At 45.2% G+C, this 15593-nt stretch carries 10 protein-coding genes and 1 tRNA gene; 8 read left to right on the top strand and 3 right to left on the bottom strand.

What is annotated here, in order from left to right; genetic code table 11:
* Window positions 1-640 precede the first annotated feature (640 nt).
* The 4 genes from AC5JL3_RS35615 to AC5JL3_RS35600 all read left to right on the top strand — a co-directional run bounded on the left by AC5JL3_RS35615 (window position 641) and on the right by AC5JL3_RS35600 (window position 4639).
* Entirely contained in the window at window positions 641-3322 is a 2682-nt protein-coding gene (locus tag AC5JL3_RS35615; protein ID WP_496078948.1) for a peptidoglycan DD-metalloendopeptidase family protein, read from the top strand.
* Between the two features lie 122 nt (window positions 3323-3444).
* Window positions 3445-3517 (top strand) — tRNA-Met (locus AC5JL3_RS35610).
* Window positions 3518-3554: 37 nt separating this feature from the next.
* Window positions 3555-3710, top strand: coding sequence for a hypothetical protein (locus AC5JL3_RS35605; protein WP_496078947.1), 156 nt, complete (start codon window positions 3555-3557; stop codon window positions 3708-3710).
* A gap of 530 nt (window positions 3711-4240) precedes the next feature.
* Window positions 4241-4639, top strand: a complete 399-nt coding sequence (locus AC5JL3_RS35600) for a hypothetical protein (protein ID WP_496078946.1) — start codon at window positions 4241-4243, stop codon at window positions 4637-4639.
* An 83-nt stretch (window positions 4640-4722) separates the two neighbouring features.
* On the opposite strand, the gene AC5JL3_RS35595 is transcribed toward AC5JL3_RS35600, so the two are convergent.
* Window positions 4723-5160, bottom strand: a complete 438-nt coding sequence (locus AC5JL3_RS35595) for a KGK domain-containing protein (protein ID WP_496078945.1) — start codon at window positions 5158-5160, stop codon at window positions 4723-4725.
* A gap of 118 nt (window positions 5161-5278) precedes the next feature.
* Window positions 5279-6841, bottom strand: coding sequence for an ArnT family glycosyltransferase (locus AC5JL3_RS35590; protein WP_496078944.1), 1563 nt, complete (start codon window positions 6839-6841; stop codon window positions 5279-5281).
* A gap of 232 nt (window positions 6842-7073) precedes the next feature.
* On the opposite strand from AC5JL3_RS35590, the gene AC5JL3_RS35585 reads away from it, so the two are divergent.
* Together AC5JL3_RS35585 and AC5JL3_RS35580 are read left to right on the top strand one after the other, a co-directional pair.
* Entirely contained in the window at window positions 7074-8780 is a 1707-nt protein-coding gene (locus AC5JL3_RS35585; RefSeq protein WP_496078943.1) for a YfhO family protein, read from the top strand.
* Between the two features lie 216 nt (window positions 8781-8996).
* Window positions 8997-10850 carry a DUF6798 domain-containing protein gene (locus tag AC5JL3_RS35580; RefSeq protein WP_496078942.1) on the top strand — a complete coding sequence of 618 codons (1854 nt, stop codon included), beginning with the start codon at window positions 8997-8999 and terminating at the stop codon, window positions 10848-10850.
* Window positions 10851-10906: 56 nt separating this feature from the next.
* Here AC5JL3_RS35580 and AC5JL3_RS35575 read toward each other — a convergent pair whose 3' ends face one another.
* Complete coding sequence (locus AC5JL3_RS35575) at window positions 10907-12034, bottom strand: quinone-dependent dihydroorotate dehydrogenase (RefSeq protein WP_496078941.1); 1128 nt, start codon at window positions 12032-12034, stop codon at window positions 10907-10909.
* 99 nt (window positions 12035-12133) lie between these two features.
* Between AC5JL3_RS35575 and AC5JL3_RS35570 the strand changes: the two genes are divergently transcribed.
* Both AC5JL3_RS35570 and AC5JL3_RS35565 read left to right on the top strand, forming a co-directional pair.
* The gene (locus AC5JL3_RS35570) at window positions 12134-15004 is read left to right on the top strand and encodes a sensor histidine kinase (protein WP_496078940.1); all 2871 of its coding nucleotides are present in this window, start codon (window positions 12134-12136) and stop codon (window positions 15002-15004) included.
* A gap of 150 nt (window positions 15005-15154) precedes the next feature.
* Complete coding sequence (locus AC5JL3_RS35565; RefSeq protein WP_496078939.1) at window positions 15155-15586, top strand: HHL1-like protein; 432 nt, start codon at window positions 15155-15157, stop codon at window positions 15584-15586.
* Window positions 15587-15593: the final 7 nt, after the last annotated feature.

The following is a 15593-nucleotide window of genomic DNA, read 5'->3' as shown; positions in this document are numbered from 1 at the left end:
GAGAGGTTGCTGGGAGCTGATTGATAGATTTTTATCATCCCAACTCGGCAAGAGAAAATTGGGCGAAATAGGCTCCCCACAAGGAAAATCAGGATTTCAATAGTTTTCTGAGATTCGGACTAGCGGGCACTACGGGGGTTATATTGGTAAGCTTCTACGGTTGTTGTCTGGCATGGAAGTAGCGTAAAGTTCCGTCTGTGTTCACTTCTATTGCTAAACTAATCGGTTGCAGGATGTTTTGGATGGATTACGATTTGGCAAAGCGGTTGAGTTTTGTTTTGATCTCTAGTTGTCTTCCGGAGAAAAGCCTGCTCAGTCAGTATGTTCTATGCAGTAAGCCTTGGCAACAGCCGTGCCAATATCTACGGTGTCTCTTGTCAAAATATCTTTTTCCTGAGGTGCTTATAGATTGCTTCTTTAAGGGTGAATCGAGCGGTTGCGGTCAAGTACAGAATTTTATTGGTTCATGTCAACTTGATTTATTTCAAAAAGCAACTTGTCTAAATCAAAAAAGCAGGGTACTCTTGCCTAAGTATGCTTGTTGTCTGTGATTCAAATCACAACTTGAGGTGAGTTACCTCATTGACTGTAAAAAAAATCAGGAACTGTTAAGCGCTCGTCACACACCAGGAGGTCGTTTTTGAAACGAACATTTACGCAGAAGGTTAAACAAGTTCCTTCGTGTGCAGCAGACTCCTTTGATGCATTATTAAAGTTCTATTTAGGGAAGCAGACGGTTGGTGGAGCAATTCCAACCGATGCCAACCGTAGAACTCGCACATCTGCTGCCATGATCGGATTGGCAATTTCTATGAGTGCGACTGGCTTACTCTTGCCTCAGCAAGGCGATGAAGCCATGGCAGTTGAGCCAGTTGCTGGAGAACCCAATTTATCAACCAGTCCCGTTGAGCCAAGTACGAGTATTTCGGCTGCACCAGTAGAGAAGGCAGAAGTCGTCGCTACCTCGATGACAACGCCTGTAGAAACCAAAGTGGTAAATGAGGGTAAGGCAACCCCATCACCAGTGGTTAAACATGCGGTGCAGGAAGGACAAACCCTATGGGGACTGGCACAAACTTATGATGTACAGCCAGAGGCAATCGCGGCTTCCAATGCCATCAAACCTAGTGCCGTTCTCCCAGTCGGACAGGAGCTAAAGATTCCAACCGTGAACGGCATCGTTCATGAAGTGAAAGCAGGCGAGACTGCCGAAACATTATCTAAGTCTTATGGTGTGAAACCGACACAGTTGCACGCATCTGTGCCCGTGTCGGAGGTGAATCAACTAAAAGCGGGTGAATCTGTCACGGTTCCTGGCAATGTCAATGACTTGTTAAAGGCAAGACAAGACGTTGCTCTAAACAACTTGAAAGAGCGAGGGAACCGCTTAAATGACAGTCTGGCGGAGTTGAGGTCTGAGGAGTCTACCAAGTTATCGGAATCGGCAGAAGCATCACAGTCAGCCATAGCGGCTGAACCCATGACATCTGTGACTCTGCCACAAGAGGTTCTCAATCGTAAGGAGTCAGTTGCTGTCGCACCACAGCCTGTGGCAACGGCAGCAGCAAGTCCCATCGTTATCCCGGTGCCAACGCCAGAAATGGCAGCTACACCAAGCATTGAACTGAAGACGCTCAAGTCTTCCACTGCTCCCATCGTTATCCCGGTGCCGACACCAGAAATCGCGGCGACTCCGGTGATTGAACCGACGAAAGCCAGCAGCCGTACCAACGCGCCTCTGGTTCTGCCGGTGCCGACACCAGAAATTGCGGCAACTCCGGTAATTGAACCAACGAAAGCTAGCAGCCGCACCAATGCCCCTCTGGTTCTCCCTGTGCCGACACCAGAAATCGCGGCGACTCCGGTAATTGAACCAACGAAAGCTAGCAGTCGCACCAATGCCCCTGTGGTCATACCCGTACCGACCCCAGAAATTGCGGCAACTCCGGTGATTGAACCGAAAGCAGCACCTGTCCCTAACCTAGCTGTTGAGCCGCTCAGAACCCCAGAAATTCTGGCAAGGCCCCAAGCGCCACAACCAGTGGTTATGGAAACCTTGGTGGCAACCAATACCTCCAATGTCTATCAGGTTAAGCCCGGAGATACCCTAGATTCAATCGCCCGACGCAGTGGTATATCTCGCACAGAACTAATCCAAGCCAATCGGCTAAATAACCCAAACCTGATTCGCATCAACCAAGAGCTAAGAATTCCACAAACTAAGCCAACTGGTTCTGCTAATCAGCCTGTTACACTTCTCCCTGGTATCAACCCCAGAACCGATAGTTCTGCCCCTAGACAAGTGCAGCAAGGGGTCACCGTACCGACTCTTGCTGTTACAGCACGGCGCAACCAGGTTACACCTGTAGTACCCAGCGAACAGCTATCACAACCTCAATCCGCGCCCCGCACAATTTTGGCGCAATCTACCACTGATGAGGCACAAGCCCAAACTTCAGTAGTCGTCAACACTCAGGCAAGTCAAGCTGCTGACTCTCAATCCAATCCCTACATTGAGAAACTCAGAGCTGATGTTCTCAAGCTTCGGGAAGAACTGCGGCAACAAAGAGAAGGTACTCAAGCCGCAACACCGAGAGATATCCCAGTTCCTACTGTCACAGTGCCAGCGGCTTCAAGCCCAAACACCGCCTCTACACCTGTCCGGGTTAATCCAGAGTTTAATCCTGAGCGGTACAATGAAACCGCAGAGGCAAATCTTCAAAGACAGCAACAATGGCTCGCTAGCAAAGGACCGATTCAAATCGAAGTTCCTCCACCAGAGGTGGCTGACTCAGCCTCTGGTCGGGATCTGTTGGCAACAGCGCCACCGCCAGCAGGTGACTACAATCCGATGCTTCGACCACGGGTAGGGGAAACAGTTTCGCCTGAACTGCCTTCCCTCTCGGAACCGGGTAACTATCTGCCAGAAGACCCAACCCAGTTTAATGGCTTCATTTGGCCGGCAAAAGGGGTCTTAACCTCAGGGTATGGTCGGCGCTGGGGACGGATGCACAAGGGAATTGATATTGCTGCTTCTGTGGGTACACCTATTTTTGCGGCAGGCCCTGGTGTCATTGTCTCTGCGGGTTGGAACTCTGGCGGTTACGGCAACTTGGTAGAAATCCAGCATCCCGATGGCAGTCTGACCCTTTATGCCCACAACAACCGAATTTTGGTTCGTCGTGGTCAAGAGGTTGCACAGGGTCAACAAATCTCAGAAATGGGCAGCACGGGTCGCAGCACGGGACCTCACCTTCACTTTGAGCTACATCCCAATGGACGTGGAGCGGTGAACCCGATGGCTTTTCTGCCAGGACGGTAGTTGATGATTCGATCTCTGTAAAAGGTGTGTTGTGGGGAGTCGATTGGCTCCCTACTTTATTACCTTGAGGGATAGAATTTTTCGGGGCAATGTGTTAAATTAATAGAGTTGTCAAAAAGCTTGGCTCAGTAGCTCAGTGGTTAGAGCAGGGGACTCATAAGCCCAAGGTCGCAGGTTCAAATCCCGCTTGAGCCATTTCTCACAACCTTTACATATTAAGATTTTTAGGGGAATGACCACTCTCGAAGTGTCGTTGCCAATTGATCTAATTCCCTTGTTGGAGAGCAACAGCCCAACAGCGATTCTTCTTGCGATCGCAATTCTGCATTGGGTCTTGCGTCCGGTAATGTTATTACAACAATCCGGTTCTTCTAATTGGAAGAAGTAGGAGTTATAAGTTTGTAAAGTTATCCGCATTTCCCTTATTGGGAGGTGCGATTTTTTGAGCCGGAATAAAAACACGCTCACAACTCAATCCCAACAATAAGCTGACTTATCACCGATTTGGGCACAATACCTTCTACGTTACATTGATGCAAAACAGAACACCTTGACAAGGAAGCAAGGTGTTAGGGAAGGGTGTACTAAATTGCAATGTTCGCCCTATTCAGTAGTTATCTGGCAGTGGCTCTGTAAGGGCAAGTGCGATCGCGTTGAACTTGTCAGGTCTTACCAAACTGCACACTTGTTTTTTTTGAATAGGTAAAGATGAGTTGCGCCTTCCACCTTTTTTGTCGTGTGGTAAAGATTTAAAAAGTCAATGGCACAATGAAGTGGATACGCTACTCCTCGCCTAGAGCTATTTATCTGGAGGACTCACGCCACTTTCCTCATTCCCAGAACCTACGACTTGGGTGAGTGCAGACAGGATTTCTAGAGCGTTATTTTCTAAGAAACTACAAGAATGAGGTATTGATAGTGATTCAAGCAGCGGCTCTTGGTGGTGTTTTTTGGTTTTTTACTTGGTGTGTAATGCTTTGCTACATCCTTGAGTTGAATAAGAAGCCTGCACAAAATCAGAAGACTGAGCCATTAACAAGAGTAAAATTGATTAACAATGTAACGAAAATAGTAGTCGCACTTTTTGCCCTTTTACCTATGCCGATTTTTGCCCAAATCTTTGATTTGTGGGTAAAGACCTATGGGAATATAGAGCAATCCCTAGACCTGCTTAGAACGGTTTCAAACATAGCTGTGACGTTAGCCATAGGTGGGACAACCACTTATATTACCTATCGGCAATATCAAGCAAACAGAGCTTTATGGCAAATACAACTTCGCAAAGACACAGAAGAAATGATAGAAAAACATATGTAAGGGAGATGGCGTTAATAATTAAACCATTCTCTTGAATTAACTGAGGTTTGGCTCAAGGTTAGCAAGTTTCTATCCTTTCTGCTTTATGGTTGCTGCCTATACTCAGGCAATTGTCTAAGGTCATCCAAAGGCGATTCTGGTTCAGTAGGTTCATCAGGACAGAACTCAATACAAATATCAACTTTATTTGACTCATGTTTATGGTTTAAAAGGATTTTTGTATCTATTTGAATTCTAAGTTTTCCTTTTTGCCATCCTTGGGAACCAACCTTAAGAAGCTGGCAATCTATGGGTGAGTTATACCATTGAAGGTTATTGAATAGTATTTGTACTTCACCAGCAATAGGTAAAGTGCAGAAACTAGTAGTAAATAGATTTGCACGACCATCATTAATTTTGAAATTAAGCTTGCTATGAATTGCTATCCACAGTAATTCTTTAAATCTGCTTACAGTGAATGTATCTTTATTGAGTAATAAAACATCGTTGCCTGTTTCTAATGGGCTAAATGTGTTGTTCATGTTGCTTTAAGCTCCTCTATTAGGTGCATCTCGTACTTGTTACTTTGGCTAATCAACTCATCAGATCATCCGCACCAGAAAGAAACGCAGTCTTATTTTGTCTGAAGCAGTCGAACACTCACTGTGTAGATGACGTTACCAGAGTAAAGCCCTCAGCCGTACCAAGCACTACAGGATTTGGTAACGACATCGCTGACAACGTTGGCTGATCTAATAACAGATAAGGTTTAGTTGACCACAACTGTTGCAAAGTGGCCGTGTCTATGGGAATCACTCTGCGATCGCTATAAAAATCTAAACTAGGACGCCCATAACCAAAAGAGATATAAACAACCGCCCCAGCTTTCGTATGTTCTTGAATCAAAGCCGCCACTGGCTTCACTGAAAACGTTTCATTTAACTCCCATACCCAGGATTGAGAAGTCATCAATAGCCCTAGCGCCAAGTACATTCCGACAAATAAAATCAGGATAAAAGTCGGGTTATTCTGCTTGACGCGCCAAGCGGCAAAGCCCATAGTCAGCACTACAACCACGCCCATCACGATTAAAACAGGTTGCGGATCTGCCAAAACAAAGTAAACACAGCCTCCCACCCCCGCAACAGCCAGAAAGCTCAGGATACCAACAAGAATTCGAGGATAGCATTTGCGATTTTGCCACAACTGAGCCAGTTGAGCCGCAACAGCCAGAGAAAAGAAGGGGTAGACAGGCATGATGTACCAAGGAAGCTTTGTATTCATTACAGAAACTACTCCCAGATAGCCAACGGTGCCAATCAGAACAAGACAACCCCAACTGGTAGTGCGTTTTTGCCAAGCGAGATACAATCCTCCAGGCCAGAACAACAGCCAAGGAAAAGTGTATTTCAGTAACTCCAGTAAGTAATACCAAGGGGGGCCACCGTGTCCCTCAACAGCTTGTGAGACGCGCTGTAAACCTTGAGACTGAAAATGAACCTGTAAAAAGCTGGCTCCATAATGCTGCCACTGGGCGGCATACCAAGCAAAGGCAGGCAGATTGCCCAAGAGGATACCAAGCCAAAAATAAGGACTACTCAGTAATACCAGTTGTCGTTCTGCCAAGAGAAATGCAAATGCGATCGCACCCAAAGGCACCACCAATATCCCCTTTGTAAAGCTGATCAGTCCCAGACACAAGCCCGCACCCAGCGCCCAACGTCGTTCCTGACGACACCTGAGTAAGCACAGCAGCAACAGCAGGAAAAAAGAAACAGCCATGCCATCCAACATCGCCAAACGCCCATGACGCACAACAGGTAAAAGCGTCAAGTAAACACCAGCAGCAAAAACGGCTGGTAGACGTTGGAGAAAGACTTCTCGCGCCACAAGATAAAGCAAAGGCACTCCGCAAGCGCTAAAGAACGCACCTGGCAACCGTGTGGTGAATTCTTTCACGCCCCCAAAGCGGTAACTCAGGGCAATTAGCCAATCCATTAAAGGTGGTTTCAGAAGATACGGTTCCCCCTGAAGCGTAGGATGTAGCCAGTTACCAGTACGGTAAATTTCTCTGGCTACTAAAGCACGAGTTCCTTCATCCCAGTCTCGTAAAGGTACGTTACCTAAACCAATGCTCCAAAGGGTAAGGGCTGCCACAAAAAAGCCGAATAGCCACTGCGCCTCTGTGAACGTGTGATCTGAGGTGACAGCAAATTTCCTCATATACGTTAAAATTACAACTTTCCTGTTTGTACCTGATCAAGCTACCTACTAAGCGAAAGTATCAGGCTTTTTCCAGTCCTCTTTAATTAACTAGCAATCAAGTCAATACCTATTAACAATCTTATCTCCTGCTAAAGGTATATCTAGAGGGATTGGCTCAAGGAAAATCTCAAGTCACGGGTGCATAGCTACTAATTTTAAGGAAATTAATCTACTCAGGAGATTGATAGCAGTGTTAGTAACTAGAGCAAAACCTATAAATATTATTGCCTTTGCCGTAATCATTAGCATCGGTTTAATCCTTACTCTGCCAGCGATTGCTTATGGCATCTTTGGGGCACACGACATTCTAGTTCATTTAAATTGGTATAAATATTTTTCAGAGCAGCTTTGGGACGGTGAGCTTTATCCTCGCTGGTTACTCGGAATGAATTCTGGCTTAGGTAGCCCAACTTTTTTTTACTATGCTCCGATTCCCTATTACTTTACAAGTTTATTTTATTTCTTTAAGTTTGGTGAAGTTTCGATTTGGTCACAGCTAGTTTTTTCAGTTGCGTTAGCTCTGATTGCTTCTGGCTTTACAGCTTATCTATGGCTAAAAGATCTGACTAACCACAAAACTGCCTTAATTAGCGCTGTTATCTATATGACATTGCCTTACCATTGGGCGATTGATATTTATTATCGTTTTGCCTTCACTGAGTATTGGACATTTGTCTGGATGCCTTTAATTTTATATTTCAGCAGAAAGATAATTAAGGGTAGTCGATTGGCAGTACCGGGATTTGCTGTTAGTTATGCTCTCCTAGTGATGACGCATCTGCCAACTACACTAATGTTTTCGGCTTTCCCAATTTTCTATATAGCCTTTATGACATCGAAACGGCAGCGGCTCATTGTATTTACAAAAATGATTATTGCCGTCTTGCTAGGAGTTGGGTTAGCAGCAATCTATCTATTACCAGCAATGACGATGCAGGAGTATGCATCTCTTAAGGAAATTGCAACGCGACCTTTCTTTTATTATGAGAACAATTTTCTCTTAGAGTTTAATCGACTACTTGATAGAAGTAGAAACTTTGTTGTCTTTAGAGTCTATTTAAGTATTCTACTTGTACTTATGGCAGGAGTTTTTTATTGCGCTTTCCAAATTGCTCGTAAAAGTATAAAAAAAGCAGTTAGGCGCGAGAGTACTTACTGGCTGATCGTTGCGATCGCTTCCAGTTTTATGACAATCCCCTTGAGTACTCCAGCCTGGAAACTATTACCGCTACTTCAAAAAGTACAATTTGCTTGGCGTTTTCATGTTGTGTTAACTGTGGCAACAACGGCTTTAATCGCAACAGCAATTTACTCAGTTAACCAGATAGGGAGAAGGTTTCCTAAAAAAACATCAACAATGGGTGGATTACTACTCATCACGACCTTATTCAGCGGCTTTATTATTACTTATATAAATATTGGTATACCGAATTTTCAAGTTGAACAAGAGTTTTTGCTGAGGGTAGATGCCCCAGAATATCGACCAGCATGGGTGTCAAAAGAGGTATTTGAGCAGTATGTTATTAGTCAAGTTTGGAAAGATTCTCCAAAGGCAGAAGTGACTACCGGACAAGGCAGCTTATCCATTCAGCAATGGCTGCCAAGAAAGATTCTTTTACAAACTAATGCCACAACAGATGTAGAACTAACGCTTAAGCAGTTTTACTATCCAGGTTGGACAGCGAGAATTGATGGAACCAATCAGCTACCACTCACACCTTCCCAGCCAGAAGGGTTAGTGCGCCTCAAGGTGCCTCGTGGTCAACATCAGGTAAGGGTAACACTAGAGGCAGGTGTGGAGGAACGTCTTGGTCAAGTAATTAGTGCAGTTTGTGTAGTGCTTGTGCTGCTGCTGATTTCTGGATTTTGTCAGGTTAATCGGTCTGTTGGCAGCTAAACTCAACTTGAGGCTTTTATAGCAGAAAGCTGTCAGCTATCAGGCATCAGCTTTTTTTCTGACTCCAATGTTGTTTCACAGCTTTTAGCTGTACCTCATTTAACCGAGAACTACTATAAGTGTAAAGCTTCAGAAACTCAGCCAACTCCTGTGTTCTAACGGATGAAGCAACTCCTCTAAAATCCGCCTCCCTATCCCAATCCTTCGTTAAATTAAATGCATAATCATTCAAAACAAAGTTGGCAGTTAACCTCTGCCATCTACATCTTTGTAGTAGTTGCTTCTCTACTTGCCTATGGCTATCAGTTTCCCTCAGAAAATAATTATGTTGAATTTCCTCCTATCCTCTCTCTCTTGAATCCTGAATTATATAAAAATGACTTTTATGTTCAAGAGATGATTAAGTTTAATCCTAGGTACTACTATAATCACCTAATATATTTCAGCATAAAATTAGGTTTAAATACGCCTACCAGTTATTTCTTATATTATAGTTTAGCTTTTTCTTCTGTTGTTCTCGGTTTATATACTCTTGGTAAACGTTTTGGTCAGTCCAAGTTAGCATCTGCTGTACTGGCTTTCTTAGGTTTATGTGCTGCTAATGGAACAATCGGCTTCGTCGATCTTTTTAGACCCGAACCTATCCCTGCTATTTTTGCAATGGGTTTTTCGATTTGGGGGATTTACTTTTGCATTTGTCAAAGATGGATTTTCGGATATTTATTTTTCGGGTTTGCTTGTCTGCTTCAGTTTTTGGTAGGTGTTCTGCCAGGGGGACTGATGGCTTCCTTGCTGATTCTTGATGCTAAAAAAAAGAATAATTTATCGATTCTTGTGTTACCGTTTCTCCTTTTAGGAATCCTGGCAAGTCTAGTCTACGTGCCAATGATGCTTACTGGTGATTCTAGTACTGGAACAATTACTAATGCTGAGTTTGTCTACATTTATGGAGAAATCCGCCATCCTCATCACATTATTTTCTCTACATTTGGTTTAAGGTCTTGGCTAAATTTCATTCTGTTCATGGTTGGTGGCTTACTGTGTATCCAAAATGCAGAGTCGCTACGATCAGAGGACAAAACTAGGCTTTCCCTTGTCATTGCTACATCAGCTTTTGCCCTCTTGTTGGGTTACATTTTTGTAGAAGTATATCCTTTGGCATTCATTGCAAAATTACAGCTAGCGAGAACAACTCCCTTTGCTCAATTGATGGTTCTCATTGCTATTAGTGTTCTGGTAGATGAACAGTACAGACGTGGAAATATTGCTTTAAGTTTACTATTACTAATCACACCGCTTACAAAAGATGGAGGTATAGTTTTATTTATCTTAGCTGGCAGTTTATGCGCTTTCAAAGCTACTCATAATTTACAGATATTGCGCTCTCGATTTGTAACCTTGGCTACAGTAGTAGTCTTACCATTATTATTGATAAACCACTCAGTTTCAGAGTCAGGGGTAGCTATAGCTGATGATGTAAACGAACAGTTTCTTCTCTTTTTGATTCTGGCTTTTCCTTTTTTTGTAGAAAAGATTTCCCAAGCTGCTCCTAAAAGTAAGGTAATCATCATCCATACACTGGCTTTCTGCTCTTGCCTAATCTTGTCTTTAGGATTGTTGAATGTTCTGCCAGAAAAGCTCTCAAATGTGTTTAACAAAAGATTAGCTACCTACCAGATTTCAACAGATGAGGTGACAACATTAGCTTTACGATTCAAACAGTTAAGTAGTAAAGATGCCCTGATCTTAGTTCCGCCATCAAGCGATCAGTTTAGGTTTTATTCTGAAAGAGCCGTTGTCTTTGACTTTAGGAGCTTTCCCTATACAGTGCAGGGAATTCAAGAGTGGACAAACCGTTTGCAAGCTATCTTAGGTTCAGTCAATGCTTCTGTAAGTAACTCAGATTTACTATTTCGCCAACGTAGTAGTTCAGAATTAGTAGATGTCGCTCACCGATTTGAGGCAAACTATATTCTCACTCAAATTGACTGGCACCCAGATATTAAAGGGTTAGTAATAGATAAAGAGGGCAAGTGGTTCCTTTACAAGCTCAGCAAGGATAAGGGCTAAAATGCTTTGTTTTTATGTACGCTTCAGCCTCTAGATTTTAAATGAATACGTTTTTGTTAATCTTTCCAACCTACGGCTTCAGAAATTTTAGTCAATCCCTTCTCTTCCAGCTTATGCACTAACCCTTCTAAGATTCGCCTTACCATCCACGGCCCCTCGTAAATCCAACCCGTGTAAACCTGAATCAGACTTGCCCCGGACGTAATCTTCTCCCAGGCATCCTCAGCGGTGAAGATACCTCCTACCCCGATAATCGGTAGTTGACCTTGAGTTTGTTGGTGGATGAAGCGAATCACTTCTGTAGAACGTTGACGTAGTGGTGCGCCACTAATGCCGCCAGCTTCTTCCGTTACGGATTTACCTGTTGCCTCGATTCGCTGAGTTTTGAGCATATCGCGGCGGATTGTTGTGTTAGTCGCAATAATTCCTGAGAGTTGGTAGTTTTTAGCGAGGTTAAGGACATCCGCGATCGCATCCTCTTCTAAATCTGGGGCAATCTTTACCAGAATTGGCTTGAGTCCTTGATTTTCCTGTTGCAGAGCATCGACAATCTGACTTAGTTGAGTAGCATCCTGAAGCGATCGCAATCCCGGTGTATTCGGAGAACTCACATTAACCACAAAGTAATCGCCTAAATCCTTCAACAAGCGAAAACTTCCCAGATAGTCAGCCGCCGCATCTTCGAGTGGTGTTACTTTAGATTTACCAAGATTGATGCCAAGCGGCACCGATCGCGGATATCCTAAGCGTTGCCCTAACCGGGTTGCCAGAGCCTCAGCACCTTGATTATTAAATCCCATCCGGTTCAATGCCGCGTTGTCGGCACTCAAGCGAAAGAGACGGGGACGGGGATTTCCTAGCTGCGCCTGAAACGTTACTGTACCAAGTTCCGCAAAGCCAAAGCCGAAAGCGCCCCAAACCCCAGCCGCTACCCCATCCTTATCAAATCCAGCCGCTAAGCCGAGAGGATTGGGAAATTTTAGCCCCCAAAGCGTTTGCTCCATTTCTGGAGAACGAAGGGAATAATTATGCTGTAACTGAGCTTGAACCCACTGAGTTAGAGGACGCTCACTCGTGCGTTCTAGCCAACCTAACGCCTGTAAAGTCCGTTGATGCAACCACTCTGGATCAGCTTTTAGGGCAGAAAATAAAATCGGACGAATACCAGCTTGATAAATATCCATGTAAACAAAGTTATGAGTATAAGTAGGGAGCAGCGTTTAAACAGACTTGCTATCCCACTCATAACTCATAATTCTCCCGCGTGAAGGGTTTTGATAATCATGGGGCAGCAACACCTACAACCGGACAACGAAAATCAACTCGTTGCCCTTGGACGAATCCTTCAAACATTAAGGGAAGAGGAGAATGCTGAAGTTCTCATTGAAACCACCCTCGATTACCTCACCAACGAGTTCGACTACCGCTTGATTTGGATTGGTCTTTATGACCGCTTGGATCATCGATTAGTTGGTAAAGGGGGCATCACCCCAACAGGTGACATAACGTTTCTCAAGCAACGGTTTAACCTCAGTTCCGGCGACTTATTAGAGCAGGTAGTGATCGAGCAACGAGCTGTGGGGGTTCCAGATTTGCAGCAAGAACTCCGTGCTGGAGACTGGCGGCGGGCAGCTCAAGAATTTGGGATTCAAGGCACAATAGTCTTCCCATTGCGCTACAAAGACCGCTGTTTTGGTGTAGTGTTGTTGGGTTCTGATCAGTGGGGTTTCTCGCCTCGTCCTGCTGAAAAAGCCCAGCTATCGCTGGTACTGGGAGGATTAGCTGCTGCTCTATACCAGATCGAAGCCGATTGGCAGCGTACCGCCACTAAGCGTCCTGACCAGCACCTCTTCCAGGTACTCGACGAACTCCTGGAACTTCCCTCACTAACACTGCGCCTAGAGGCAGTGGTGAGGATGACCCAGGAATTTGTTGCACCGACACGCACCAATCTTTACTGGTATTCTCCAGAACGGCGGTACTTCTGGCACCGGATGGGTAATCGGCAGTCACTCGCTCGTTTGGCAGAATCCAGAACAACAACGGCAGGTTTAAAGGTAGCCGAAGCGAACGACTTCTATCAAGCGCTGGCTGCGGGTCAAATGGTTGCTATTGGCGCAGGGAGAAGCCTGCTAAAACCTGAAAGTATAGAACGTTTATTGGCACGGCTGCGAACTCGCTCCCTGCTAGCGGCACCCATTCAAGCGAATGGAGAATTACTAGGCTTTCTCGCCGTGGAAGATAGTGAACCCCGCATCTGGGAGCAGGGGGAAACAAGCTATGTTCGTGCTACGGCTCAGTTAATCGCACTAGTACAAGGAAATGAGGAACTCGAAGCCACACTTGAGCAAGCTCAAAAGGATACTCACTTTACAGCAGAGATTGCTCAAGCGATCGCTAGTAGCCACGATACCCCAACAGCGCTCAAAGAGTATGCTGATTTACTTTGCGATCGCCTTGATGCCGAACGTTTTTTAGTGCTACAAGAAAACGCCTTGGGCGAGTTTACCCTCGTTTTCGGCACACAACCCCCGAACCGCCGTTCCCTTACTACTTCCCTCGCACCTCTCTCAGCAGAAGACCGTCAGCTTTTCAAAGGTAGTGACGCGATCGCACTTGAAGACCTAGATTTAGAGTGGCGGCTAACTCCCTGGCGTAAAGTCTTAATCCAATTAGGTGTACGCTCAGCCTTGTTGATCTCTTTTGGACAATCAAACCTGAGTTCTCAACCCTTAAAAATAGACAACTCTAACCAAGAAGGACAAACAGAAGGTTTACTTCTACTTCTCCTCGGTCATAGTACCCCCCGTACCTGGAACCACACCCAACGGGAATTGTTAAGCATTGCCGTGCAACAAATGAGTTTACTGTTCACGGTAGATCAGCTACAGGAAAACGCCAGATTGTCGCTGCTTGCTCACCAAACCCTACAAGCTGGACTTTCTACTCTCCAAGAAGCGCCCCTAGACCTACCTCTCTTTGACCACACTTGGGTACAGTCTTTGGCGACACTGATGGAATGTCCTCTGGCAGTGCTACTCTCTTGGACACCTGAAAGTACTTCAGCAAGTGTTGCTGCTGTTGTTGCTGAGCCACGCTTTGCCTTCCCACCCGATTTAGCTATCCCGGTTGCCAGCAACAGCTTGATTCAAGAAGTCTTAGCAACTAATGGCTTCCTCTGCCGTCCACTCACTGCCTTGGATGCTTCTACTCGTAAGTGGTTGAGTAGTCCTGGTATTGGTCAGGTACTAGCGATCGCGCTCCATACAGGAGTAAAACCAACTACAGGAATTTTGCTCCTTGCCGATCACGAGAAACGTCAGTGGCCCTGGCATCTGCTGCCGCCTCTCGAAACTCTGACGACTCAGTTTACCTGGTTGCGCCGCTACCGACACCGCCTCAGCCTCCATGCTCAAGATAGCGGAAACCTGCAAATCCTCAATTGGTATAAACATCGTTGCTTAGAAGCGCTTTATCACTCAGTCGTACAAAGTGTTAGAACCCTATTGGTGGAACCAGGGACATCACTACCTAATACGCAAGATTTTAATCAAGACACTTTGGGAGATTTCGGTGAAATAAATGCCACACCTACCCTAGATAGTGGTCAACCACTGCGATCAATCAGCCGCCAGCCTCTACTGCATCAGTTGGAACAGACGCTTACCCTACTGACACCAGTACTGAAGAAGGAACAGTGGCAACTACAAGTAAATCTACGTCCAGTGCCTCTAAGCCATTTGTTGAAGCGATCGCTTCGTTGTGTTGAACCCCTATATCATCAACGCCAGATTATGCGAAAAATCCATAACCTGGGCAACCAGAGCATTTATTGCGACCCTCTAAAACTTGAATGTATCCTTTTTGAACTTCTAATCACAGCCTGCTTCCATGCCCCACCTGGTAGTTGGATTAACCTCTGGTGCAACCCAACACCTCCCAACTCATCTCCAGCTTTACTGGAATTGTTGATTACCGAAAGCGGCTTGCTTGAGGACTGTTTAAAGACTCTCGCGGCTTCACCTTTAGCGCCATCGACGCTGAACCTGAAGATTTGCCGCGATATCCTTAGTGCTTGGGGAGGCGACCTTCAGTTCTATCCACTAAAAGGCGATCGCTTTTCTAGCCGCTTGCTTCTACCTCTCCCAAAGTAAGAATTCTACCAACGTTACTCCTTTACCTGTAATCGAATGGCACTCTCGTTAAGGGAGATGAGGGAGTAATTTCTGCTCTACCTTCCCCACCTTCCAGCCTTTATGAAAATAGTGTAAACTTCTGTTAAGACAGTAAAGGAGTACGCAACAGTGGCAACCCAAATCGGATTTGGTAAGGTTCAACCGCAGAAGCAGACAGCCAAGAAAAATAAGGCAAAACGAACAGCGGCAGCCTCACAGTACAACGAGATGAAAAAGTCGGGGTTGCCAGAATTCAATATTTATGTACGCATCAAGGGACAAAAAAACTGGTTTCCTGCCGGTTCAATGACCGTGAATCGTAGCAGTCAAATTGACCAAGCTGTGTTTCAGCAAGAGGAAGAGTTACTCAAAGGTATTTTCCGCCTCTTCCCCAAGCTGCGTAAGCACCAAGCTGAATTGGAGTATGGTCATCGCCTCAAGGACTTCAACGATGAGCCAATTGTCGTAGCCACTCGTCCGCAAGCGACAGTTGGGAACTTGATTCAAACCACAGTGGCTAGTGTAAAAGACCGCTTTTCTTCTGTATTCAAGCGTGCTTAGAGCGTCA

Source organism: Symplocastrum torsivum, assembly GCF_059505465.1.
Note: the sequence above shows the minus strand (reverse complement) of the source record. Positions and strands in the feature narration are given on the sequence as shown.